The sequence below is a fragment of the Halolamina salina genome (assembly GCF_054653455.1).
Window position 1 is genome coordinate 599,692 of sequence record NZ_BAAIGE010000002.1, and the last position, 23,515, is coordinate 623,206.

Here is a 23,515-nt window from a genome sequence, read left to right on the forward strand (position 1 = left end):
GTCGTCGGGATCGTCGTATCAGCCCGCGGCAGCGCGTTCAGCGCTACTCCAGCTCACCCAGCGCGTCGACGACCCGGTCGATCAGCTTGCGCTCGGCCCGGCGGAGGTTCTTCGACGCCGCGGGCTTGGAGACGCCGAACTCGTCGGCCAGATCGCCGAGCGTCGCGCCGCGCGGGCTCTCGAAGTAGCCGCCCTCGACCGCGGTCTCGAGCGTCTCGCGTTCGGTCTCGGAGAGCTCCCGGCAGCCGTTAATCAGCGTCATCGCCGCGCCCGCGTTGCTCATCAGCTCGGAGATCTCGGGGATGCTGGTGTCCTCGCGGGAGAGCACCGAGAAGTCGTTGTTGCGCTCCAGCCCCGCGAGCGCGCCGTCGGCGAGGCCGTCGTTGTCGAAGCCGACGTGCCACGTCTCGCGGCCGTCCTCGATGTAGAACGGGCCGGTGACGTAGCCCTCGTTCTGCCGGATCGTGCGCATCGCGCTGGTCTCCTGGATCGTGGTCCGGATGCGGGCTGCGCCGTCGCGCTTGGCGAGCAGGTCGAACCCCTCCATCCCCCGGTGCTCGCGGAGCATCGACAGCCCCTGATCGAGCTCGTGGCGGTCCGGCGCCTCGACGACCATCCGGGTCTCGAGCTCCCCCGCCGCGGGGTTGAACTCCCAGTAGGAGGCGGCGAAGCTCAGGTCGGCGTCGTCCGTCGTGTCGATGAACGGGCAGTCGTACTGCCGCATATCGAGTGCGATGTCGATCATGGGGCGCTGTACTATCATGGACGATTCTCGGGTTCCGTGTTAAGCGTTTTCGTGGGGGATCGCTTCCGGCGGGCCGGGTTCATACCTGAACCCGCCCTTATTGGATGGTTCGGGGACTGTCCATCCTCATGACCGACGACCCCATCCCGGGCGCCGACGGCCCGGAACTCACCGCCGCGAACGTCCTCGAGGTCGACGACGACCGCTACGCCGCCGAGTCGGTCGCGCTGGTCACCGGCGCGGCCTCGGGGATCGGCCGGGCGGTCGCGGTCGCGCTGGCGGCCAATGGCTGCACCGTCGCCGCGACGGATGTGGACGCCGACGGCCTCGACGATACCGTGGATCGCGGGGCCGACCTCGACGCGGCGGGCGAGATCCACACGATCAAGGGGGACCTGACTGAGGACGACGACATCGAGCGGATCGTCGACACTGCGGCGGAGTACGGCGATCTGCGCTTCCTCGCGAACGTCGCCGGCCTCCAGCACGTCGCGCCGATCGAGGAGTTTCCCGCCGAGCAGTACGACCTGATGCAGCGGGTGATGCTCCGCGCGCCCACGCTGCTGTCCAAGCACGCGTTCCCGCACATGCGCGAGGCCGGCGGCGGCGCCGTCGGCAACATGGCGTCGGTCCACGGCCACTACACCACGAGCGACAAGGTGGCGTACAACGTCTGTAAGTTCGGGCTTCGCGGACTCACGCAGTCGCTCGCGGCCGAGGGCGACGGCGAGGTCCGGGCGTTCTCGGTGTCGACGGGGTACGTCTCGACGCCGCTTGTGACCGGACAGATCCCGGACACCGCCGACCAGCGCGGGCTGACCGAGCAGGAAGTCGTCGAGGACGTGATGCTCGGGCAGTCGCGGACGAAGCGGATGATGAGTCCGGTCGAGGTCGCGAACCTCTTCGTGTTCGGCTTCTCGCGGCACGCGAAACACCTCAACGGCGGCGATCTGCTGTTCGACGGCGGGATGACGAACACCTACGAGTAGACGGGAAGAATTCGGAGCATTCGACGACGGCGGACTGGCCCCGAGGCCCGATCAGATCCCCCTGACGGTTTCGATGACCCCGATCGACTCCAGGATCATCCAGGCGAGGAACAGCACGTACAGGCCGAGGAAGCCGTAGGCCTCGAGGTCGGTCAGTTCGAGGTCGGTCCGGGTGAACACGATGAACACCAACGTCGCGAACGCCAGAAAGCCCATCGTCGGGATCGCCGCGAGGAAGTTGATGGTCGCCGAGCCGCCCAGAATGACGCCGAGGGGGATCGCGACGAGGAGGTTGAACGTGTTGCTGCCGAGCACGTTCGTGAGGCTGGTCACGCTATCGTCGTTCTGGGCGGCGCGGACGCTCACGAACGTGTCGGGGAGGCTCGTCCCGGCCGCGATGACGGTGATCCCCCAGAGGAAACTCGGCGAGTCGAAGATCGCCCCGAGCGAGAGGGCGGCGCGGATGAGGCCCTCGACGCCGACGGCGATCACGAGCAGCGCGATCAGGAGCACCCCCCACTCCCGGGCCGGCCGGACGTCGATCGCAGCCTCGGTGACGTGATCGCTCGCGTCCTGCTGGTGGAGGAAGAGGTAGATCCCGTACGTCGCCAGCGGCAGGACCGTCAGCGACGGCGTCAGTATCGCGGCGCTGTTGGTTCCGCCCGGGACGTACGTCGCGCCGAGCGCGAACACGATGAACAGCACGAGGACGCTGATGACGTAGAACTGGGCGTCCTTGAGGACGAGGCTCCGCGTCGCTTCGAGTTCCTCGCTGAAGATGGCCGACAGCGCGGGGATGACGAGCAGATTGAAGATGGCGCTCCCGACGATGGCGCCCACCCCGAGGGAGAACTCGTTGTGGACCACCGTGCTGATGACGACGGAGCTGATCTCCGGGAAACTCGACCCGACGGCGACCACGACGGCCCCGTGGACGGCGACCGGCAGGCCGTAGTGCTTGCTGAGTCGCTCCGCGGACCGCTCGAAGTACTCGCTCCCCTTCCAGATGACACCGACTGCGACCACGATCAAGGCGAGGGATACAGCCAGTCCCGGCATTGTGGACCCGTTACGCCACGAGACTGAAAGGGATGACCCAATAGAACCAGATGGTCGAAACGACGCAATGCCCCCGACGACCCGTTACTCCCCGAACCGCTCGTTCACGGCGCCCCGGTCGATCTTCGAGGGGCCGGAGGTGGGCATCTCGTCGACGAACGCCAGCGCTTTCGGGTGTTTGAACGACGCGAGCCGGCCGTCGAGGAACTCGGTCAGCTCCCCGAGCGTGAGCGACTCGTCGCCGACGACGACCGCCTTCCCCACTTCGCCCCACGTCTCGTCGGGGATCGGGACGACGACCGCCTCGTCGACCTTCGGGTGGTCGGTCAGCGCGTTCTCGACGGCGGCGGGGTAGACGTTCTCCCCGCCGGAGACGAACATGTTCTTCTTCCGGCCCTCGATGTAGTAGTAGCCCTCCCCGTCGACACGGACGAGGTCGCCCGTGGAGACCCAGCCGTGCTCGGCGTCACCCGTAGCGCCGAACGTGCCGCGGGTCTCGCTCTCGTTGCCCCAGTAACGGTCGGCGGCGTGGGGGGACGCGAGTTCGAGTTCGCCGACCTCGCCCTGCTCGACTTCCTCGCCCGAGTCGTCCACCACGCGGGCGTCGACGTGCATCGCCGGCACGCCGACGCTGTCGGCCTTCTCGCGGGGCCAGCCGTCGGGCATGGTGAAGTTGTTCGGGCCGCACTCGGTCAGCCCGTACCCCTGCGAGAGGTCGACCCCGCGGTCCCACCACTTCCGGAGCACCGCGTCGCGACACGGGCCGCCGCCGGACTTCGCGAAGCGCAGGGTCGAGAGGTCCGTCTCCGCCCAGTCGTCGTGTTCGGTCATCATCCGCAGCACCGCGGGCACCGCGACGAGCACCGACGCGTTCGTCTCCTCGACCAGCCCCAGCACCTCGCCGGGGTCGAACTCCCGGGCGATCACCACCGTCCCGCCCATGTGGAACAGCGGGAGCGTGAGCACGTTCCAGCCGCCGGTGTGGAACATCGGGAACACCATCGGCGTGGTGTCGTCCTCGCGCAGCCCCCACGCCGTGATGGTGTTGAAGGAGTTCCAGAGCAGCCCCCCGTGGGTCAGCACCGTCTCCTTCGGCGTCCCGGTCGAGCCGCCAGTGTGGAGGAAGAGGGCGGGGTCGTCCATCGAGAGGTCGGCGGCCTCGACCGGCGAGTCGTCCGTGGGGCGCTCGTCGAGCAGGGAGGGGTGGTCGACCGTCCCTCGGTCTTGCCCGTCCTCCGCGGGCAGCGCGCGGACGGTGATCTCCAGATCGACGCGGTCGAGCGCGTCCTCGACGGCTGGGACGAACGGGGCCTCGACGACGAGTAGTTCGGGATCGACGTTCGCGAGCAGTTCGCCCAGTTCCCGCGCGGCGAGACGATGCGAGAGCGGGGCGAGGACGCCGCCGGTCTTCCCGCAGGCGAAGAAGAGGTCGACCAGCGCGGGGCGGTTCCGGGAGACGACCGCGACGCGCTCGCCGTCCCCGACGCCGTGGTCGCGGAGCAGGCGCGCGGTCCGGTTCGCCCGCGCGTCGAGGTCGGCGTAGGTGAACTCTCGGCCCGTGGTGTCGTCGACGAGGCCGACGCGGTCCGGCGAGAGTTCGGCGCGCTTCTCGCTCCACGCACCGACCCAGTCGTACGGGCGGGCGCTGTGGCCGTGGACCGGCGTGAACCCCTCAGGCATGCTGATCGAGGAACTCCCGCAGTCGGTCGGTCACGGCGTCGGCCTGCTCGACGAAGAAGAGATGCGGGCCACCCTCGAACAGTTCGAGTTCGGCGTGGAGGAGTCGGTCGGCCAGCGCGTGGGCGTTCTCGACGGGCAGCACCTCGTCGTCGGTGCCGTGCATGATCAGCGTCGGCAGCGAGAGCGTGCCGAGTTCGTCGGCTGCGTCGAACGCCTGTACTGCGGCAGCCTGTGCGTTCCGTCCGGCCTCGCTGGCGTCGGAGTCGAGCCGCCAGTCCACGATGTCCTCGATCAGGTCCGGGTGTTCCTCGGCGAAGCCGTCGGAGATCGCGGGCGTCATCTTGTACCGGATCGCCTCGCGCTCGTCGGCGTCCTCCGGCACGTCGAACATGAACGCCTGCGTCTCCGGCGGGACCGGGACGGCGTCCTCGCCGCCGTGGGAGGTACAGAGCAGCGCGAGCGATTCCGCGCGGTCGTCCTCGAGCGCGAAGCGCTGGGCGATCATCCCGCCCATGCTCGCGCCGACGACGTGGGCCGACTCGACGCCGGCGTCGTCGAGCACCGCTCCCAGATCATCGGCCATCTCGTCGATCGTGTACGGCCCCTCTGGGCAGTCAGAGTCTCCCGTGCCGCGGTTGTCGAACACGATCGTGTCGTAGGACTCGGCGAGGGGGTCGCGCTGGAACTGCCACATCCACTTGCCGTAGCCCAGCCCCTCAACGAAGACCACCGTCGGCGCGTCGCTCGGCCCCGTCCGGTCGTAGGAGAGGGCCACGTCGCCGTTGTGTGCGGTCGGCATACCCTCGAACTGTCGCCCGCGGGCTATCAAGGTCCGTATTCACATGTGAACCGGGGCAGCTACGGTGCCGCCGGGATTCGGTCGGGGTATGCCTGTCGCGACCGTCGGCGACGACGCCGAAGTACAGCGCGAGGTGACCGAGGAGACGATCCAGCAGTACGCAGAACTCACCGGCGACGAGAACCCCCTCCACACCGACCCCGACTACGCCGCCGAGGGGTTCTTCGGCGGGATCGTCGCCCACGGGATGCTCGGTGCGGGGCTAATCAGCGCAGCGCTCGCCGCGCTCCCGGGCGATATCGTCTACCTCTCGCAGGATCTCGACTTCGAGGCGCCGGTCCGCCCCGGCGACACGGTTCGGGCGAGCGTGGAGGTCGTCGCGGAACTGGGCGACGACCGCGTGCGCGTCGAGACGGTCGCCGAAGTCGTCGACGGCGACGACTCGACGACGGTGATCGACGGCGAGGCGGTCGTGCTATCGGTGTCACACGACGATTAGCGGAGAATAGCGGCGACTACGGCCGACGGAACGCTCGCAGCGTGTCCCGGCGCTTGCTCGACTCCGAGAGCAGCTGTGCGAACCCCCGCTGCTCGAAGATCGCCTTCCAGTCGCGGTGGTACAGCGGGAACTCGTCGTTGACGTAGGAGACGTCGGCCTCCTCGCGGGCGCCCGCGCCGCGTGCGGACTCGTTCTCGACGGTGAGCAGCAGGTCGCCGGTGACGCGGGCAACCTCGTCGAACACCGTCTCGGCCTCGTCAGGGTGGATGTGCTGGAGCGTCTCGACGGAGTAGACGGCGTCGAACGCGCCGTCGTCGAACTCGGGGAGGATCTCGCCGGCGTCGCCGACGTGGAACGTCGCGTCGGCGGCGAGGTCGGGGTACTCTTCCCGGAGCACGTCGATGGCGTCCGCGTTGATCTCGATCCCGTGGAGGTTCTCGAAGCCGCCGTCGTGGAGGTGGGCGAGGTGGCGGCCGGAGCTACAGCCGATCTCCAGCACCCGCGCCTCCCGGTCGAGGAAGTGTGAGACGAGATCCCGTACCTGCTCGCTGGCCTCGTTCGGCCCCTTGTGGGCGTAGTACGTCGGCGAGAACTCGCCGGTCCGCTCGGCCCACTCCTCGCGCACGTCCTCTGGGTTCACTGTGAGAGGGTGAGGCGTCGGCGAGTAAAGGCCCGTCGGCCTGCGGACGGCCGGTTGCCGGCGGTTCGACACTGGCGTGGTCGGACCGAAGGGGTTAACAGTTAGCCGCGAGTCCGTTGGTATGTAATGGCGACTGGTACGGTTGATTTCTTCAACGACACGGGCGGTTACGGTTTCATCGAGACTGAGGACGCGGACGACGACGTGTTCTTCCACATGGAAGACGTCGGCGGTCCCGACCTCGAAGAGGGCCAGGAGGTCGAGTTCGACATCGAACAGGCCGACAAGGGCCCGCGCGCGACGAACCTGACCCGCCTGTAACTCGGCTCAGCGTTTTCGCGACGCAGTAACTATTCGGGCGTCCGCGTTGCGGACCCCTGAACTCACACTTTCGAGCGGCAGCTATCCGCTGCCGCGCTTCCTACTCCCCGCGAGCGACGGCTATCCGCAACCGCCTTAGGCCGTCGGCGAGGAACGCGAGGTATGCAACCACGAGCGATCGCGGAGCTCTCGACCGGCGAGCGCCGGGCCTTCTTCGACCGGGACTCGGGCGTCGAGAGCGCCCGCGAGGACGTCCGCGAGATCCTCCCGCGGGTACGGGAGGAGGGTGACGTGGCGGTCCGTGAGTTCTCCAAGGAGTTCGACGACGTCGACGTCGCGAACATCGACGTGACCGCCGAGGCCGAGCGCGCGGTCGAGGACGTCGACGACGACACGCTGGCGGCGATCCGCGACGCCGTCGAGAACGTCCGGGCGTTCCACGAACGCCAGCGCCCCGACGACTGGCGCGAACAGTTCGAGGACCGCGAGCTCGGCCGGCGCTTCCGGCCGATCGAGCGCGTCGGCGTCTACGTCCCCGGCGGCACCGCGGCCTACCCCTCCAGCGCGATCATGGGCGTCGTGCCCGCGAAGGTGGCGGGCGTCGAGCACGTCGCCGTGGCGACACCCCCCGCAGAGGAGATCAACCCCGTCACGCTGGCCGCGATCCACGAGGCCGGCGCCGACGCGGTGTACTCCGTCGGGGGCGCGCAGGCGATCGGCGCGCTCGCGTACGGCACCGAGACCGTCGACGCGGTCCAGAAGATCGTCGGCCCGGGCAACCCCTGGGTCACCGCCGCGAAGGCGGAGGTCCGCGGCGAGGTCGAGATCGACTTCCTCGCGGGCCCGAGCGAGATCCTCGTGCTGGCCGACGACACCGCCGACCCAGAGTTCGTCGCCGCCGACCTGCTCGCACAGGCCGAACACGACCCCGAGGCCAGCGTCGTCGCCGTCACCGACGACGCCGCGTTCGCCGAGGAGGTCGTCGACGCGACCGAGCGACAGCTCGCCGAGCGCGAGCGCGCGGAGACGATCCGCGAGGTGCTCGACGCCGACGCCTCGGGCGTGCTCGTCGCGCGCTCGATGCCCGAGGCGGTGCTGTTCGCCGAGGAGTACGCCGCCGAACACCTCTCGATTCAGGCCGAGAACGACGAGGCGCTGCTCGACCGCATCGACAACGCGGGCAGCGTGTTCCTCGGCCCGTACGCGCCGGTCGCGGCCGGCGACTACGCCACCGGTACGAACCACGTGCTCCCGACCGGCGGCGGCGCGAAGGTCCACGGCGGCCTCTCGGTGGACGAGTTCCTGCGCTCCTCGACGGTCCAGCGCCTCAATCGCGACGCGCTCGACGACCTCGCGGGGACAGTCACCACGCTGGCCGAGGCGGAGGGACTGGAGGCCCACGCCGAGAGCGTCCGCGTCCGGCTACAGGACGACGCCGACAGCGCAGAGGACACGCCCGGCGACAGCACCGACGATGCCGGCCGCGCCGGGGACGACGCGTAGATGCCCCGTCCCGCGGCACCGACGTTCCCGGACGCCTGCGAGCGCCTGCTTCGCGACCCCGACGGCGAGCACTCGCTGTACACCACGCTCGCGCCCGTCTTCGACCGACTGACCGACGAGGAGCGCGTCGCCGGCGACTTCGAGGCGGTGCGGGCGTTCGCGCCCGAGTCCGGCGACGTCCTCGAACTCGGCTGCGGCGTCGGCGCGCTGCTCGCCCACCTCGACGACCGCTTCGACCGCGTGCTCGGCGTCGACAGCCACCACGACCTGCTCCGCTTCACGGCCCACCGCGCCCCCGACGCGGACGTGGCGGTCGGCGACCCGCTCGATCCGCCGACCGACGCGTCGTTCGACCTCGTGGTCGCGATGGCTGGCCCCGCGGCCCCGCCGGTAGTCGACGATCCCGCCGACCTGATCGAGGCCGCGGCCGACCGACTCGCTCCCGAGGGGACGCTCCTCCTCCGTGCGGTTACCGACGCCGACGCCGTCCGCGACGCCGTCGAGTCCGTGGGCGTGCTGACCGGGAGCGGCTACCGGATGGAGCGCTCGGTGACCGACCTCCCGACAGGTGGCGGGAGCGACCTCCGGATGGGCTACCGCGCGACCGACGAGGACAGCGGCGACACCGCGACGACGAGCGAGACGATCACGGTCCCGGTCCACGACGCCGAGTCGCTCCGGGCGGCGGCGGAAGGGGTCGGGCTGCAGGACGTGCGACTCGTCGACGGCTCCGGGACGACGCTGTTGGTCGCCCGAGCCTGACGCTCGATTTCTGGCGCGAAATTCTCAAGAACAGTCTCACTGCCGTCGACATAGAGGGGCAACAGTCGACCGAAGGATCGTCGCTCAGTGACTACTCCGAACGCTCCTCGGACTCCGAATCCTCTTCGGACGCCGAGGGTTCCTCCGACTCCGGAGCGTCGTCCGAGCCGTCGCGCTCGCGGATCCGCAGCGTCGCGATCCGCGTCCCGTCGACGTCGGTCACCTCGGCGACGTGGCCCTCGATCTCGACGCTGTCGCCGTGTTCGGGCGCGCGGTCCAGCCGGCTGAGCACGAGGCCGCCGATCGTCTCGACGCCCTCGTGGTCGAACTCGGTCCCGAGCACGTCGTTCACCGCCGTGATCGCGACGCCGCCGTCCGCGTCGATCCCGCCCCCGGAGCGCCGGTGGATCGACGGCTCGGCCTCGTCGAACGTGTCCGTGAGGTCGCCGACGACGGCCTCCACGATGTCCTCGACCGTGGCGATCCCCTCGAGCGACCCCCACTCGTCGATCACCGCGGCCATCTGCTGGCTGTCGTCTCGGAACTGCGCCAGCAGGTCGTCGATCGACGTGGTCTCCGGGACGACGATGACCTCGCGGGCGAGGTCGCCGGCCGTGCCCGTCGGCTCGTCGCCGTCGATCGCGCGCAGCACGTCCTTCACGTCGACGAAGCCGACCACCTGTGTCGGGTCGTCGGCCTCGACGACCGGGTAGCGCGTGTGGCGCGACTCCTCGACGATGGTCCGGAGTTCGTCGAGCGACGCGTCGGCCGGAACGCTCACCACGTCCGGCAGCGGCACCATCACCTCCCGGACTGCGGTGTCGTCGAGTTCGAACACGCGCTCGATCATCGCGACCTCGGTCACGTCGATGTCGCCTTCCTCGCCGGAGCGTGCGAGCACGCGTCGGATCTCCCGTTCGCCCAGCGTCTCGTCGGACTCCGAGGCCGGCGCGACGCCGAGCAGCCCCGTGAACGCGTTGGCGGCGCCGTTGAACACGACGATCCCGGGGTAGAACAGCAGGTAGAACAGCTTCATCGGCGGCGCGAGCAGCAGCGAGATCCGCTCGGTCCGGGCGATCGCGAACGTCTTGGGCGCGAGTTCGCCAAACACGACGTGGAGGAACGTGATGATCGAGAAGCCGATCGCCAGCGCGACGAGGTGGACCAACGTCGGCGGCAGCACCGACCCCAGCACCGGCTCCAGCAGCGACGCGATCGCGGGCTCGCCGGCCCACCCCAGCCCCAGCGAGGCGAGGGTGATCCCCAACTGCGTCACGGCGAGGTAGTTGTCGAGGTCCGTCATCACGTCCTGCAGCGCGCCCGCGCCGGTGCGTCCCTCCTCGACCAGCTGCTCGACCGAGGTGGCTCGCACCCGCACGAACGCGAACTCCGCGGCGACGAACAGGCCGTTCAACGCGACGAGCAACAGCGCGACGAGCAGCCGGCCGACCGAGAGCGCGACGTCTACCATCGCCCCGGGGAGCCGGCGGCGGTCGTCTGCGACGAGTCCATACTGGACTGTCCGGCGCTGGCGGCAAAAAGCATCCCCCGCGGTCGGCGGCAGTAGCCGTCGCCTGCGGACCGGGAGGGTTTTCCTGTGCAGCCATCCTCTTCACATCCATGTACCACGTCGTCGGCGGCGGGATCGCCGGCCTCGCGGCCGCGTACAGCCTCCAGCAGCGCGGCCACGAGGTCCGGATCCTCGAGGGAAGCGACGAGCTCGGCGGGCTCGCGGCCAGCTACGAGACCGCGGGCGACCCGATCGAGAAGTTCTACCACCACCTCTCGAAGTCCGAGGAGACGATCGTAAAGCTCGCGGACGAACTGGGCGTCGGCGACCGGATCGAGTGGCGGCTGGGGAAGAACGCCTACTTCGTCGACGGCGAGGCCCACCCGATGGACACCCCGTGGGAGATCCTCGCGTACCCGCACATGAACCTCTACGACATCTTCCGGCTGGGGATGCTCACGCTGGAGATCGACGTACGTGGCGGGGTCCCGACGTTCGACACGTACGACGACCTCGCCGAGTTCGAGGACGTGCCGATCAAGGAGTTCCTGCTCGAACACACCACCCGCGGGGTGTACGAGAATTTCTTCGAACCCCTGCTCGACGCGAAGTTCGGCGACCGCAAGGAGGACGTGAGCGCGGCGTGGCTGCTCGGCCGGATCAAGTTCCGCGGCGAGCGTGACCTGCTCCGCGGCGAGATCCTCGGCTACCCCGAGGGCGGCTTCGAGGCGCTGCTCGACCCGCTGATCGACGCCGTCGGCCGCGACACCGTCCAGACCGACACCCGCGTCACCGACCTCGGGATCGAGGACGGCGCGGTCGAGACCGTGACGACCGAGTCCGGCGGCGAGACCACCACCCACGACACCGAGGGCGTCGTGGTCGCGACGATGCCCAATGTGCTGGAAGAGCTGACGGGCTACACCTGCGAGATCGACTTTCAGGGTGCGGTGTGTGCGGTCGTGACGATGGACCGCCCGCTGACTGACACGTACTGGCTCAACATCGCCGACGACGCCCCCTTCGGCGCGCTGATCGAGCACACCAACTTCGTGCCGCCGGAGCGCTACGGCGGGCAGCACCTCCTCTACGTCGCTTCCTACGTCCAGAGCGACGACGAGTGGCTCGCGACGGCCGACGACGAGGAGATCGAGGCGGAGTGGCTCGACGCGATTGAGGGGATGTACCCCGAGTTCAGTCGGGAGCACGTCGAGGAGTTCCGGCTGGCCAAGGCGCCGCGGGCCGCGCCGATCTACGAGCGCGGGTATCTGGACATGGTGGTGCCGTACGATCTGGCCGAGGACGTGGCCGAGGGACTCTACTACGCCGGGATGGCCAGCGAGGCGCAGTACCCCGAGCGCAGCCTCGACGGGGGCATCGTCGCCGGCTTCGAGTGTGCGAAGCGGATCGACCGGAAGGCGGACTGATTCTCTATCGGGACCGTGACTGTACCGGCGACGGTCGCATTATCGGGTGGCCATTTCGACGACTGTGTCTCGACTGTTGCCGATTGAGACCGCGACCGCGAACAGCGACAGTGGCTCGATCGTTGACCACTTGTGACCGCACCGCCCCGCACAGCCCTCACACCTCCCCAGCCGACTCACTCGCTCACGTCCGTTCGCTCGTTGCGCGCTCATTCGCGCACGGAGGCGCTCACGTCGCGCGCCACCGCCGACTGCGGCGCGGTCGCGGTGGACGCCTCGCGGCCGCCAGCGGTCGGCGGCCGCGGGGGGAGGGGTGGGGACTCCGTGCTGTGCCGGGCCTCGTGCCCGGCACCCTGCGGTCACAAGTGGTCATGCTCACTCCGCGGTAACAGTCATGACTGCGGTCCTCAAACGGACGCATCCGTGGTCGATGCTTAAGTACCAAAAAGCGACCAACCCCGCCGTGACCTGACCACCGTATCGCGGCGGGCCTCGCGGGTGTGTGGCTCAGTCCGTCGCAGTCGCCGTCGTCGAGTCACCTGTCCGCCAACCGAACCTGACCGCTCAGCCACTCGGTTCCTGAATCTCGTCGCTCCGGTCGCCCGTGACCACCCCGTCCTCCGTCTCGACGTACACGTCATCGGCGAACCCCTCCTCGGCGTGGGGGTGCTCCGGATCGTCGAGCTTCTCCGGCGTCGAGGGGGCGTCGGGGACTTCGCGGTCGCGGAACTCCCCCAGCGGGTCGTCGATCGTGATGTCGTGGGCCTCGAAGAAGTCGGCGTAGCGGTCGTAGTGCTCCTCGACCTCGTCGACGGGGAACTCCATCATCTCCGTCCAGCCGTGGTTGTAGAAGTCGAAGTTCGCCTGCAGGTGGGTGATCTCGCGGGCCTCAGCCTCGGGGTAGCCCTCCTCGAGCGCCGCGAGGTAGGTGGCCATCGTGCAGTCGAAAAAGGCCTCCATGTGGGGTTCGCGCTCCTCCCGGTGGCCGTCCTCGGCGCGGTCGCCGAACACGCCGACGTGGAGGTCGACCAGCTTGTCGTTCATCTTCTCCCCGACGACGGGCATCGTGAGCGCCTGCTTCGCCGCGAAGTGACGGACGTTCTGGCGGAGTTTCATTAACCGACTGTAGCGGCGCAACGACCTTCAACCCTCCGAGACCCGAGGTGTGGGTGGATTTCCCCAACCGAAAGCCGTATGGCAACCCACATTAACCCCCGCTGCCAAACCTAAAGGCATGAGCGAGTCGTTCGTGATCATCGGCGACGGGGTCGCTGGGAGCTCGGCGGCGGAGACGCTGCGCGAGAACGCGCCGGACGCCGACATCACCGTCATCACCGACGAGGGGGAGGCTCTCTACAACCGCATCCTGATCAAGGAGTTCGCGAAGGGGAAGCTTCCGGAGGCGCCCATCTCCATCCACGACGAGTCGTGGTACGACGAACGGGACATCGACCTCCAGCTCAACACCCTCGTCGTCGACATCGACACCGACGCCCACGAGGTCACGAGCCACGAGGGAGACAGCTACGAGTACGACAAGCTGCTGATCGCCACCGGCGGAACGCCCGCACAGCTCCCCGTCGACAACTCCGACGCCGAGGGCGTCCACCACTTCTGGACGTTCGAGGACGCCCGGAAGATCAAGGAGGACGTGGAGGAGGCTGACACCGGCGTCATCGTCGGCGCGGGCCTGCTCGGCATCGACTTCGCGGCGATCTGTGGCGCACAGGACGTTGACGCCCACTACCTGATGCGCGGCAACGCCTGGTGGCGCTACGCGCTCAGCGAGGAGGGCGCCGAGATCCTCCACGACGCGATGCGCGAGCGCGGGGTCACGCCGGTGTTCGAGTCCGGCGTCGACCACTTCGAGGTCGACGACGACGGCCACATCGAGTCCGCGGTCGACCCCAACGGCGATGAGTTCGACGCCGACTTCGCCGGGGTCGCGATCGGACTGGACATCAACACCGAGATCCTCCGCGGCACCGGCCTCGAGTACGACGACGACGGCATCATCGTCGACGAGTACATGCAGACCAACCTCGACGACGTGTACGCCGCCGGCGACTGTACCAAGTTCAATGACCTGATCCTCGGCGATCAGGCCCAGAACGGCGCCTGGGGCTCCGCGAAGGCACAGGGCGAGTGTGCCGCGAAGAACATGCTCGACTACGGCGAGGAGGAGTTCCGCTGGGTCTCCTCGTACTCGATCACCCACTTCGACTTCCCGTTCCTCTCCTTCGGCCACCCGACGCAGGGCGACGACAGCGTCGAGCGCAAGTACTCCGACACGGAGTGGCGCCGCCTCGCGCTCAAGGACGGCCGCATCGTCGGCGGCGTGCTGATCGGCGACCTCGCACCCCAGTCGGCGTACAAGCAGCTGATGCGTGAGGGCACCCACGTCGGCGACGAGAAGGAGAAGCTGGTCGAGAAGTCCTTCAGCGTCGACGACCTCGAAGCGCCGGTCGCGGACGACTGATCTCGCCGGCACGCTGCCAGCCGGCGTGGACGACTGACCCCCTGACTCGGTTTCTCGCCCAAGCACCGGACGACTGAGACACCGAAGTCGTTTTGCGGCGACCGCTCCCAGTGAGCGTATGGACTCCGGCGGTTCCTCGGACATGACGCTCGCGTTCGAACTGGACGCGCTGAAGTCGCTCGCCGACCCCAACGCGGTGTTCAACGACGCCCGCGGGTGGACGAGCTACGTCGGCGTGGTGAGCGACAAGCCCACCTACGTCGTCACCAACTTCACGCGCAAAGAGCGGATCAGACAGGACTTCTTCTCCGGCCCGCGGGGCGTCGAGGAGAGCCTCGAGAACGTCAAACGCCAGTTCGACACCGAACGCCACGTGTTCGTCGGCACCTCGGAGGAGCACCGCGAGCAGGCAGAATCGGTCGGCTGGGAGTACCTCCCCCTCGAGAACGCCGCCGAGGCGGCCGACTGGGAGATCGCGGCCGGGGACGACGACGAGGACCCCTTCGAGGAGGGCGACCAACGCGAGGATTGGCCATAGCCAGCGACGGCAAGCGAACTGGAGCGACCTCCGTGTCGCTCCCGAAGAGCTAGATGCCGTGACTGTGCGTAGCCAAAACGGCGCGGAACCGTCGCTCCCCGCGTGCGCGCCGGCGCGCGTGCCTCTTCCAACAACACTAATCACGCGGAGGCCGCAGCACCGGTAATGAGTCACCAGCTTCCGGACGTGCAGGCCGACGAGCCCGACGTGACGGTCGGGCTGAGTCAGGTCGGCGTCACCGGCGTCGAGAAGCTCGTCGAACTCGAAGGCGAGGACCGACCGTACGTGCTGACCGCGGAGTTCTCCGTGTTCGTCGACCTCCCCAGCGGCCGGAAGGGGATCGACATGAGCCGGAACATGGAGGTGATCGACGAGGTGCTCGAGGACGCCGTCGACGGCGAGACCGACCGCGTCGAGGAGCTCTGCGGCGAGGCGGCCGAGCGCCTGCTGGCCAAACACGAGTACACCACCACCGCCGAGGTGGAGATGGAGGCGGAGTGGGTGCTCCGGGAGGAGACCCCCGCCAGCGGCCGACCCACGCAGGGCACCGTCGACATCATCGCCTCCGCGACCGCCACCGAGGAGGGGACCGAGGAGGAGATCGGCTGCCGCGTCACCGGGATGACGGTCTGTCCCTGCTCGCAGGGGATGTCCGAGTCACGCGCCCGCGAGACGCTCGAAGAACTGGGCGTCGACGAGGAGACGACGGAGGCGTTCCTCGACGAGGTGCCCCAGCCCGGTCACTCCCAGCGCGGCCACGCTACGCTGACGGTGACGCAGGACACCGAGCCCGACGTGGACCTGATGGAGCTGATCGACATCGCGCGGGACTCGATGAGCGCGCGGATCTACAACCTGGCCAAGCGTCCCGACGAGGACCACATGACCTACGCGGCCCACGCGAACGCGAAGTTCGTCGAGGACTGCGTGCGCTCGCTTGCGGAGGGCGTCGTCGACGCCTACCCCGACCTTGACGACGAGGCGGTGATCCACGTCAAGCAGGAGAACGACGAGTCGATCCACCAGCACGACGCGGTCGCCGAGCGCGAAGTCACGATGGCCCGACTCCGCGAGGAACTCTCGGCTTAGCCCGTCGTCAGCGGCTCGGCGTCCTCCCACCGCGGGTCGAACGTCTCCCGCACGTCGGCGGTGAACTCCCGGTCTTTCAGGTCGAGCATCGCGAACGGCTCCCGCGGCGCCAGCGGGTTCGGCACCTCGATACACGCCTCGGCGCCGTCGATCAGGTGGAACGAGCCGCTGACCCGCTCGGTCGTCCGGACCTCGAAGGCCGGATGGCCCGCAAGCTCCTTCTCGTAGCGTTTGAGCGCCGTGTTCGGTAGCGTCTCGATCAGGTCGGGGCCGAGCAGTACCGACACCTCGGCGCCGCGTTCGAGCGCGCGTTGGAGCGCCGCGGTCACCTCGTCGCCGTACTCGCCCACGTCGAACTGCGGGGTCGGCCCGCCGGCGACGCTGATCACCCGCTCGGTCGCCGTGTCGAGCCGTTCGAGCAGCAGGTCGGCGCTCTCCTCCCGGCCGACGACCGCGGTCCAGAACCCCTCCTCCGTGGGGACGCCGGCGTCGAGATCGCCCTCAAGCTCTTCGACGGTCTCCTCGTACTGGGCTTCCTGCTCCCGTAGCTCCTCGCGTTTCGCGTCGAGCAGGCGGTCCAGCGCCGCCTCTGGCTCGACGGCGACGTACTTCTTCGGCCGGCTCGCGGCCTGACTCCGGGCGAGCCCCCGGCGTTCCAGATCCTTCAGCACGTCGTACACCCGGCCCATCGGCACGTCGCTGGACTGGGAGAGCTCCTTGGCGGTGTTCGGCGAGTCGTCGAGCAGCGCCCGGTACGCCCGGGCCTCGTACTCGGAGAGCCCGAGATCGCGTAAGCTGGCCATAGTCGACTGTCACAGTTCGCCCCCTCAAAAACTCACCGAACGTTTACCCGTGAAGGTCGTTTCGCGAGGTTTCTCGGACGGCTACTCCAGCCGGGCGACGCGCTCCATCAGCGACTCGGGGTCGCTCGCGGGCTCGTCGACGCCGGCGACGCGGGCGGTCCCGCGGTCGAGGTCAGGGGCGACCGACTCGTCGGCGTCGGGGACGACCACCTTCTCGTGGTCGGCGATCCGGAGCGCCGCACGGTGGAGGTCGCTGCCCGGCTCGTCGGCAACGGCGACCGTCAGCGGTTCGTGGACGAGCCGGCTCGCGGCCGTCCCGTACTCCGCGACCTGCACGCCGACGCGGTGGGAAGCCCCGGCGAAGGCGCCGACGGTCTCGCGGGCGATTCCGCGGTACTCGTCGTCGCCGGTCAGCGTCGCGAGGTCGACCAGCGCGTTCGCCATCGCGGCGTTGCCGTCCAGCGGCCGGAGCGGGCGGTCGAGCAGGCCCGCGCCCTCCGCGGGCCCGTCGCGGAACGAGCCGCCGTCGTGGAGCGCCTCGATCGCGTGATCGGCGACCGTCGCAGCCACGTCGGCGCCGTAGCCGAGCGTCTGCTCGGCCCGGGTGAACGCGCCGACGACGGCGGCGGCGTCGGCGAGCACGTCGCGGGGACCGTCCTGCCCGCGCTCTCGGAAGTGGACGACCGAGCCGTGTTCGAGCAGGTCGCGTTCGAGGTAGTCCAGCACGCGCTCGCTGTACTCCCGGGCGCGGTCGTCGTCGGTGTAGCCGTAGTAGGCAAGCAGCGCGTCGGCGGCGAGGGCGTTGCCGCCGGCGTAGGCGGTGAGGTCGGTCCGCGGCGAGCGGGCGTTCGCGCGCTCCTCGGCGTTCTTCCGCCAGTACTCGGCGCCCTCGCCCGGGCCGACGCTGCCGCCGACGGCGACCCCGCTCCAGAGGTCGTCGGTGAGGAACTCGACGGTCGACTCGGCCGGCTCGCGGTAGGCGTCCTCGCCGGTGTAGACGTAGGCGTGGGCGAACGCCCGGAGCAGCGACGCGTTCGTGTCGAGCAGCTTCGCGTGGTGGACCTCGCCCCAGTCCCGGCGGCCGGCGTAGCGGAAGAAGCCGCCGGCCACGTCGTCGTGGAGGTGGTCCCGGATCGCGTCGAGGGTACGGAGGGCCTGATCGCGCTCGCGTTTGAGCGCGAACTCGACGGTGCGGGCCAGCGGGAACTTCGCGCTCTCGCCCCAGCCGGCGAAGCGGTCGTCGAACTTCTCGCCGAGCTGGCCGGCGAGCTGCTCCTCGATCGCGGCGTCGACCTCGCCCGCGGGCGGGAGGTCGCCCGAGAGCGCGCGCGGGACGCGCCCGGCGTCGTCGCCCTTCTCGGCGTAGTTCTCGGCCACGCGGTCGAGCACCTGCCGCATCCCGTCGGGCGCGAGCGCGGTCGCCGTCGAGAGCACCTCGCCGTCGGGCGTGAGGAAGACGGTGGAGGGGAAGCCGCCGGCGGCGTAGCGCTCGCGAACGCGGGGGTGGCGGTCGGCGTCGACGCGGATCGGGACGTAGCGGTCGTTGACGTTGGCCGCGACGTTGGTGTCGGCGTAGGTGGTGGCGTCCATCTCGTGGCAGTCCACACACCAGGTCGTCGAGAGCGAGAGCAGTACGGGTACGGAGCGTCGGCGCGCCTCGTCGAAGGCGTCCTGCCCCCACTGACGCCACTCGACGCGGGTCTCCTCTTGCATGCTTCGTGGTCGGGCTGTTTGGAGGTAAAGACTGTCGAACGCGGGACTGGGAAACACCGCGACCGCAGGAAGCGGAGGTAAACAGTCCCGAAACGGGAACGGCGAACGGAGTGAGCCGTGAGCGGCGGGTCCGGAACGTCAGAGAGCGACGCGACTGACCGGCCGAGCAAACTATCCCGCCGCCGCTCCTACCCCCGCGTATGTCCGACGACACGAACGTCGAAATCGACGTGGAGGTCGAAGTCGAGGTAGACAGCGAGGAACTCGAAGTCGAGGCCGGCGACGAACGCGAGATCGAGGCCGAACTCGAGACCGACGGGATCGAGGTCGAAGTGGAGTTGGAGATCGAGGGGGGCGAACGCGAGGACGAGGAAGACGAGGAGTCTGACGACGAACACGTCGCCGCGGAGATCGAGGTGACTGACGAGGACGACGACGGCGCGACGGAGGTCTCGATCGCCGACGACGACGAGGACGACGGCGGCAAGACGTTCGAGGTCGGTTCCGACGAGGAGGAGTAACGTCGAACACAGCCCGGGAGCGGCGACCTTTTAGCCCGCCAGCCCCCTCTCTCGACCATGGCTACGGCAGGCGGCGAGCGACTGGAGCTACCCTGTGGCGAGACGGTCGCGCTCACGTCGCTCGACCTCGGGATGCGCGAACTCGACTGTGACTGCGGGGAGGCCCACGCGGTCGTGATGGACATGCACCCGCCGACGCGGTTCTTCCCGGAGTTCCTGGTGGAGACGCTCGACGACGTGGTCGAGACCACCAGCGAGGAGATGCCGGACTTCGGCACCCCCCACCTGATGGGGATGGTAATGGAGGAGTTCCCCGAGCAGATCGCGGTCGCCGACGCGGCCGACGAGGGCGACGTGGGGTTCGCGATGGTGTGGATCTCCCAGTTCGACTCGCGACGGCTCCACGAAGTGGTGGTGGAACTGGTCGTCGAGATGATGGAGCACGCGGTCTCCCACGCCGAGAGCGAGCGCGCGATGACGGAGTTCGAAGAGAAGATGCTGGAGTTCGACGTGACGGAGTTCGTCGACCAGTACCGCGCCGAGCGGGATCTGGACCCCGAGCCGTACGTCTAATCCTCGACGCGCTCCAGCACGACGCCCTCCTCGAACCGCCCCCGTTCGGCCGCCTTCTCCTCGCGAACGCGTTTCAGCACGTCGTCGTCGATATCGAGACAGTCCTGAATCGCGGTCAGCACCTCCCGCACGTCGGCGAGTTCGTCGGCGCTCGGCTCCTCGCGGAGTTCGTTCACCTCTTCCTCGAGTTTCTCGAACAGCCGCTCCTCGTAGGCGTCGCCGTCGACGACGTGGGTGACGGGCGTCTCCCCGTCGGCCTCGATCACCCCGGGCACGTCGTCGCGGACCAGTTTGTCGTACTCGCGGGACACGCCCGTCGCCACGGCTGTCGTCCCAATCGCGCTTTCGATCGGGTGCGGTTACGAAATTCGTAATCTCTCTTCGGACCTCGTAGATATTCGCCGAGCTTATTACGATTCACGTATTCCGGATGAGTAATGACGGACACCGGCAGTGACGACGGAGCAGTGGTCCCGGAGCCAGTCACAGACGGCGGCGGACCGTCGCCGTCGACAGACGCGACAGACGGCGGCGACGCTGGCGCGGGCGAGGGTCGGACGATCCTCCTGATCGGCTCCGGCCCGATCCAGATCGGGCAGGCCGCGGAGTTCGACTACTCCGGCGCGCAGGCCTGCCGGGCGCTGCAGGAGGAGGGCGCCGAAGTGGTGCTCGTCAACTCCAACCCGGCGACGATCATGACCGATCCCGAGACGGCCGACCGGGTGTACGTCGAACCCATCACCCCCGAGGCCATCGCCGAGGTGATCCGGAAGGAACAGCCCGACGGCGTCATCGCCGGCCTCGGCGGCCAGACCGGGCTGAACGTCACCGCCGAACTCGCCGAGCAGGGCGTGCTCGAGGAGCACGACGTGGAGATCATGGGCACGCCGCTGGACACGATCTACGCGACCGAGGACCGGGACCTGTTCCGCCAGCGTATGGAGGACCTGGGGCAGCCGATGCCCAAGTCGACGACCGTCACCCTCGATGAGGGCGAGTCGGCGACCGAGATGGGCGAGGCAGAACTCAAAGAGCGCGTCGAGGACGCCGTCGACGAGGTCGGCGGCCTCCCGGTGATCGCCCGCACCACCTACACGCTCGGCGGCTCCGGATCGGGCGTCGTCCACGAGATGGACGAACTGCTCGAACGCACGCGCAAGGGACTCAGGCTCTCGCGCAACGACGAAGTCCTGATCACCGAGTCCATCTCTGGCTGGGTCGAACTGGAGTACGAGGTGATGCGCGACGCGGGCGACTCCTGCATCATCATCTGCAACATGGAGAACCTCGACCCGATGGGGATCCACACCGGCGAGTCGACGGTCGTCACACCCTCGCAGGTGATCCCCGACGACGGCCACCAGGAGATGCGCGACGCGGCGCTCGAGGTGATCCGCGACCTCGGGATCCAGGGCGGCTGTAACATCCAGTTCGCGTGGCGCGACGACGGCACGCCCGGCGGCGAGTACCGCGTCGTCGAGGTGAATCCGCGCGTCTCCCGCTCCTCGGCGCTGGCGTCGAAGGCGACGGGCTACCCGATCGCCCGCGTGACCGCGAAGGTCGCGCTCGGCAAGCGACTCCACGAGATCGACAACGAGATCACCGGCGAGACGACCGCGGCGTTCGAGCCGGCGATCGACTACGTGGTGACGAAGGTGCCCCGCTGGCCGATCGACAAGTTCCCCGAGACGGACTTCACGCTCTCGACGGCGATGAAGTCGACCGGCGAGGCGATGTCGATCGGGCGGACGTTCGAGGAGTCGCTGCTGAAGGCGCTCCGGAGTTCCGAGTACGACCCCGCGGTTGAGTTCGACGCGCTGGAGGACGAGGAGCTTCGCGAGGGCTACCTCGAACGCCCCAGCCCCGACCGCCCGTACGCGATGTTCGAGGCGTTCGAGCGCGGCTTCTCCGTCGAGGAGGTCGTCGAGGCCACGGGCATCTACGAGTGGTACGTCGAGCGGTTCGCCCGCATCGTCGACGCGAGTCAGGAGGTCGTCGACGGGGAGTTCACGCCCGCGGCGGTCGCCGGCTTCACGAACGCGGAGATCTCCGCGCTCGCGGGCAACGTGTTCGAGGACAGCAGCCTGACGTGGCTGCCCGAGACCCGCGGCGCGTGGCGCGAGGCCGCCGAGCCCGCGGCCGCGGGCGCCGCTGAGAGCGAGAGCCTCCCGGTCTCCGCGGAACGCGCCGGCGTCGGCGAGGTGGAGGCGACCGTGCCGGGCCGCACGTACAAGCAGGTCGACACCTGCGCGGGCGAGTTCGCGGCGTCGACGCCGTACTACTACTCCTCGCGCAAGCCCCCGTCGTTCACCGGGCCGTTCGAGGGCGAGGCGGCCGCGGGCGAACTGCAGGTCGACCGCGACGCCGAGAGCGTCGTCGTGGTCGGCGGCGGCCCGATCCGCATCGGGCAGGGCGTGGAGTTCGACTACTGCGCGGTCCACGCGGTCCGCGCGCTCTCCGAACTCGGCATCGACGCCCACGTGCTCAACAACAACCCCGAGACGGTGTCGACGGACTACGACACCTCCGACGGGCTGTTCTTCGAGCCGATCACCGCCGAGGAGGTCGCCGACGCCGTCGAGGCCACCAACGCCGACGGCGTGATGGTGCAGTTCGGCGGGCAGACCTCCGTCGACGTGGGCGAGCCGCTGGAGGACGAACTCGACCGCCGCGGGCTGGACTGCGAGATCCTCGGCACCGGCGTCGACGCGATGGACCTCGCGGAGGACCGCGACCGCTTCAACCGCCTGATGGCCGAGCGCGGCATCGAACAGCCGGCCGGCGGCTCCGCGACCAGCGAGGCCGAGGCGCTCGATCTCGCCCACGAGGTCGGCTACCCGGTGCTCGTGCGCCCCTCCTACGTGCTCGGCGGGCGCGCGATGGAGATCGTCCACAGCGACGAGGAGTTGGAGGAGTACGTCGAGGAGGCGGTTCGCGTCTCCCCGGAGAAGCCGATCCTGATCGACTCGTTCCTTGAGGACGCGATCGAGCTCGACGTCGACGCCGTGAGCGACGGCGAGGACGTGCTGATCGGCGGCGTGATGGAACACGTCGAGAGCGCCGGCATCCACTCCGGGGACTCCGCCTGCGTGATCCCGCCCCGCTCGCTCGACGACGAGACGCTGACCCGCGTCCGCGAGGTCGTCGAGGAGATCGCCGACGCGCTCTCGACGGTCGGCCTGCTGAACGTCCAGTTGGCCGTGCAGGAGAGTGGCGGCGAGGCGACCGTCTACGTGCTCGAGGCGAACCCCCGCTCCTCGCGCACCGTCCCGTTCGTCTCGAAGGCGACGGGCGTACCGATCGCGAAGCTCGCGGCCCGCGCGATGGCCGGCGAGTCGCTGGCGGAGATGGACGTCGCCGAGCAGATCCCCGAGCAGCCGAGCGTGAAGGAGGTCGTGCTGCCGTTCGACCGCCTGCCGAACTCGGACCCCCGTCTCGGCCCGGAGATGAAGTCCACCGGGGAGGTGATGGGCACCGCCGGCAGCTTCGGCGCGGCCTACGGGAAGGCCCAGATCGCCGCCGGCAACGAGATTCCCGAGTCCGGAACGGTGGCGGTCGACGGCGACTGGCCCGCCGACGTGGTCGACGCGTTCGCCGACCACCTCGAACTGGCCGAGCCGGACGACCTCGAAGGTGCGCTGCTGGCCGACGAGATCGACTTCCTGCTGTCGACGGAGCGCGACAGCCTCAGAACCGCCGTCGAGGAGGAGGTCCCTTACCTCTCGACGACGGTGTCGGCCCGCGCGGCGCTGGAGGCGCTCGACGCCGCGGCGGGGACCGACGAGCCGCTGGCCGGCGTCGACGTGGCCGCGCTGTCGGACCGCCCGACGCGCGAGGAGAACTGGGGCTGAAACGCCGGCGACGG

22 protein-coding genes are annotated in these 23,515 nt (G+C 69.1%); 12 read left to right on the plus strand and 10 right to left on the minus strand.

The genetic code is table 11. The annotated features are described in order from the left end of the window. Window positions 1–43: 43 nt before the first annotated feature. Window positions 44–745 carry a helix-turn-helix domain-containing protein gene (locus ACYQZ5_RS03690; RefSeq protein WP_379731035.1) on the minus strand — a complete coding sequence of 234 codons (702 nt, stop codon included), beginning with the start codon at window positions 743–745 and terminating at the stop codon, window positions 44–46. A gap of 128 nt (window positions 746–873) precedes the next feature. Between ACYQZ5_RS03690 and ACYQZ5_RS03695 the strand changes: the two genes are divergently transcribed. Continuing rightward, a complete protein-coding gene (locus ACYQZ5_RS03695) occupies window positions 874–1,734 on the plus strand; it encodes an SDR family oxidoreductase (RefSeq protein WP_379818988.1) in 861 nt (286 codons plus the stop codon). Between the two features lie 51 nt (window positions 1,735–1,785). Here ACYQZ5_RS03695 and ACYQZ5_RS03700 read toward each other — a convergent pair whose 3' ends face one another. The 3 genes from ACYQZ5_RS03700 to ACYQZ5_RS03710 all read right to left on the minus strand — a co-directional run bounded on the left by ACYQZ5_RS03700 (window position 1,786) and on the right by ACYQZ5_RS03710 (window position 5,272). After that, window positions 1,786–2,793 (minus strand): sodium:calcium antiporter, encoded by a 1,008-nt coding sequence (locus tag ACYQZ5_RS03700; protein WP_379731581.1) that lies wholly within the window; start codon window positions 2,791–2,793, stop codon window positions 1,786–1,788. Between the two features lie 84 nt (window positions 2,794–2,877). Further along, window positions 2,878–4,473 (minus strand): AMP-binding protein, encoded by a 1,596-nt coding sequence (locus ACYQZ5_RS03705; protein ID WP_379731580.1) that lies wholly within the window; start codon window positions 4,471–4,473, stop codon window positions 2,878–2,880. Next, window positions 4,466–5,272 carry an alpha/beta fold hydrolase gene (locus tag ACYQZ5_RS03710; RefSeq protein ID WP_379731579.1) on the minus strand — a complete coding sequence of 269 codons (807 nt, stop codon included), beginning with the start codon at window positions 5,270–5,272 and terminating at the stop codon, window positions 4,466–4,468. Before ACYQZ5_RS03710 ends, ACYQZ5_RS03705 begins: the two co-directional genes overlap by 8 nt. Window positions 5,273–5,360: 88 nt before the next feature. Here ACYQZ5_RS03710 and ACYQZ5_RS03715 point away from each other — a divergent pair, with 88 nt between their 5' ends. Beyond that, the gene (locus tag ACYQZ5_RS03715; protein ID WP_379731578.1) at window positions 5,361–5,771 is read left to right on the plus strand and encodes a MaoC family dehydratase; all 411 of its coding nucleotides are present in this window, start codon (window positions 5,361–5,363) and stop codon (window positions 5,769–5,771) included. A 16-nt stretch (window positions 5,772–5,787) separates the two neighbouring features. Here the strand turns inward: ACYQZ5_RS03715 and ACYQZ5_RS03720 are convergent, their stop codons facing one another. Beyond that, complete coding sequence (locus ACYQZ5_RS03720) at window positions 5,788–6,411, minus strand: class I SAM-dependent methyltransferase (protein ID WP_379731577.1); 624 nt, start codon at window positions 6,409–6,411, stop codon at window positions 5,788–5,790. 126 nt (window positions 6,412–6,537) lie between these two features. On the opposite strand from ACYQZ5_RS03720, the gene ACYQZ5_RS03725 reads away from it, so the two are divergent. From ACYQZ5_RS03725 to ACYQZ5_RS03735, 3 genes are all read left to right on the plus strand, one after another. Beyond that, window positions 6,538–6,732, plus strand: a complete 195-nt coding sequence (locus ACYQZ5_RS03725; RefSeq protein ID WP_049980416.1) for a cold-shock protein — start codon at window positions 6,538–6,540, stop codon at window positions 6,730–6,732. Between the two features lie 162 nt (window positions 6,733–6,894). After that, on the plus strand, window positions 6,895–8,235 hold the full coding sequence (gene hisD, locus ACYQZ5_RS03730) for a histidinol dehydrogenase (RefSeq protein ID WP_459845211.1): 1,341 nt from the start codon (window positions 6,895–6,897) through the stop codon (window positions 8,233–8,235). Beyond that, window positions 8,236–8,997: a class I SAM-dependent methyltransferase gene (locus ACYQZ5_RS03735; RefSeq protein WP_379818991.1), complete on the plus strand. Its 762-nt coding sequence runs from the start codon at window positions 8,236–8,238 to the stop codon at window positions 8,995–8,997. It abuts the gene before it with no gap. Between the two features lie 91 nt (window positions 8,998–9,088). On the opposite strand, the gene ACYQZ5_RS03740 is transcribed toward ACYQZ5_RS03735, so the two are convergent. Further along, complete coding sequence (locus ACYQZ5_RS03740) at window positions 9,089–10,468, minus strand: hemolysin family protein (protein ID WP_379732136.1); 1,380 nt, start codon at window positions 10,466–10,468, stop codon at window positions 9,089–9,091. A gap of 149 nt (window positions 10,469–10,617) precedes the next feature. Between ACYQZ5_RS03740 and ACYQZ5_RS03745 the strand changes: the two genes are divergently transcribed. Then, the gene (locus tag ACYQZ5_RS03745) at window positions 10,618–11,934 is read left to right on the plus strand and encodes an NAD(P)/FAD-dependent oxidoreductase (protein ID WP_379732137.1); all 1,317 of its coding nucleotides are present in this window, start codon (window positions 10,618–10,620) and stop codon (window positions 11,932–11,934) included. Window positions 11,935–12,498: 564 nt separating this feature from the next. Here ACYQZ5_RS03745 and ACYQZ5_RS03750 read toward each other — a convergent pair. After that, entirely contained in the window at window positions 12,499–13,050 is a 552-nt protein-coding gene (locus ACYQZ5_RS03750) for a DUF6149 family protein (protein WP_379731774.1), read from the minus strand. 118 nt (window positions 13,051–13,168) lie between these two features. Between ACYQZ5_RS03750 and ACYQZ5_RS03755 the strand changes: the two genes are divergently transcribed. The 3 genes from ACYQZ5_RS03755 to mptA all read left to right on the plus strand — a co-directional run bounded on the left by ACYQZ5_RS03755 (window position 13,169) and on the right by mptA (window position 16,040). Continuing rightward, window positions 13,169–14,413, plus strand: a complete 1,245-nt coding sequence (locus tag ACYQZ5_RS03755; RefSeq protein WP_379731775.1) for an NAD(P)/FAD-dependent oxidoreductase — start codon at window positions 13,169–13,171, stop codon at window positions 14,411–14,413. Between the two features lie 118 nt (window positions 14,414–14,531). Then, window positions 14,532–14,951, plus strand: a complete 420-nt coding sequence (locus ACYQZ5_RS03760; RefSeq protein WP_379731776.1) for a DUF7124 domain-containing protein — start codon at window positions 14,532–14,534, stop codon at window positions 14,949–14,951. Between the two features lie 165 nt (window positions 14,952–15,116). After that, window positions 15,117–16,040, plus strand: coding sequence for a GTP cyclohydrolase MptA (gene mptA, locus ACYQZ5_RS03765; RefSeq protein ID WP_379731777.1), 924 nt, complete (start codon window positions 15,117–15,119; stop codon window positions 16,038–16,040). Here mptA and ACYQZ5_RS03770 read toward each other — a convergent pair. Both ACYQZ5_RS03770 and ACYQZ5_RS03775 read right to left on the minus strand, forming a co-directional pair. Then, the gene (locus tag ACYQZ5_RS03770; RefSeq protein WP_379731778.1) at window positions 16,037–16,843 is read right to left on the minus strand and encodes a TrmB family transcriptional regulator; all 807 of its coding nucleotides are present in this window, start codon (window positions 16,841–16,843) and stop codon (window positions 16,037–16,039) included. The genes mptA and ACYQZ5_RS03770 overlap by 4 nt on opposite strands. Before the next feature lie 81 nt (window positions 16,844–16,924). Further along, a complete protein-coding gene (locus ACYQZ5_RS03775) occupies window positions 16,925–18,556 on the minus strand; it encodes a DUF255 domain-containing protein (RefSeq protein WP_459845218.1) in 1,632 nt (543 codons plus the stop codon). Window positions 18,557–18,756: 200 nt separating this feature from the next. Here ACYQZ5_RS03775 and ACYQZ5_RS03780 point away from each other — a divergent pair, with 200 nt between their 5' ends. Together ACYQZ5_RS03780 and ACYQZ5_RS03785 are read left to right on the plus strand one after the other, a co-directional pair. Further along, window positions 18,757–19,077: a hypothetical protein gene (locus tag ACYQZ5_RS03780; RefSeq protein WP_379732174.1), complete on the plus strand. Its 321-nt coding sequence runs from the start codon at window positions 18,757–18,759 to the stop codon at window positions 19,075–19,077. A gap of 57 nt (window positions 19,078–19,134) precedes the next feature. Continuing rightward, on the plus strand, window positions 19,135–19,650 hold the full coding sequence (locus tag ACYQZ5_RS03785) for a DUF5815 family protein (RefSeq protein ID WP_379732173.1): 516 nt from the start codon (window positions 19,135–19,137) through the stop codon (window positions 19,648–19,650). Here the strand turns inward: ACYQZ5_RS03785 and ACYQZ5_RS03790 are convergent. Continuing rightward, entirely contained in the window at window positions 19,647–19,973 is a 327-nt protein-coding gene (locus ACYQZ5_RS03790; RefSeq protein WP_379732172.1) for a hypothetical protein, read from the minus strand. The genes ACYQZ5_RS03785 and ACYQZ5_RS03790 overlap by 4 nt on opposite strands. A gap of 114 nt (window positions 19,974–20,087) precedes the next feature. Between ACYQZ5_RS03790 and carB the strand changes: the two genes are divergently transcribed. Beyond that, window positions 20,088–23,501 carry a carbamoyl-phosphate synthase large subunit gene (gene carB, locus ACYQZ5_RS03795; protein ID WP_459845222.1) on the plus strand — a complete coding sequence of 1,138 codons (3,414 nt, stop codon included), beginning with the start codon at window positions 20,088–20,090 and terminating at the stop codon, window positions 23,499–23,501. Window positions 23,502–23,515 lie beyond the last annotated feature (14 nt).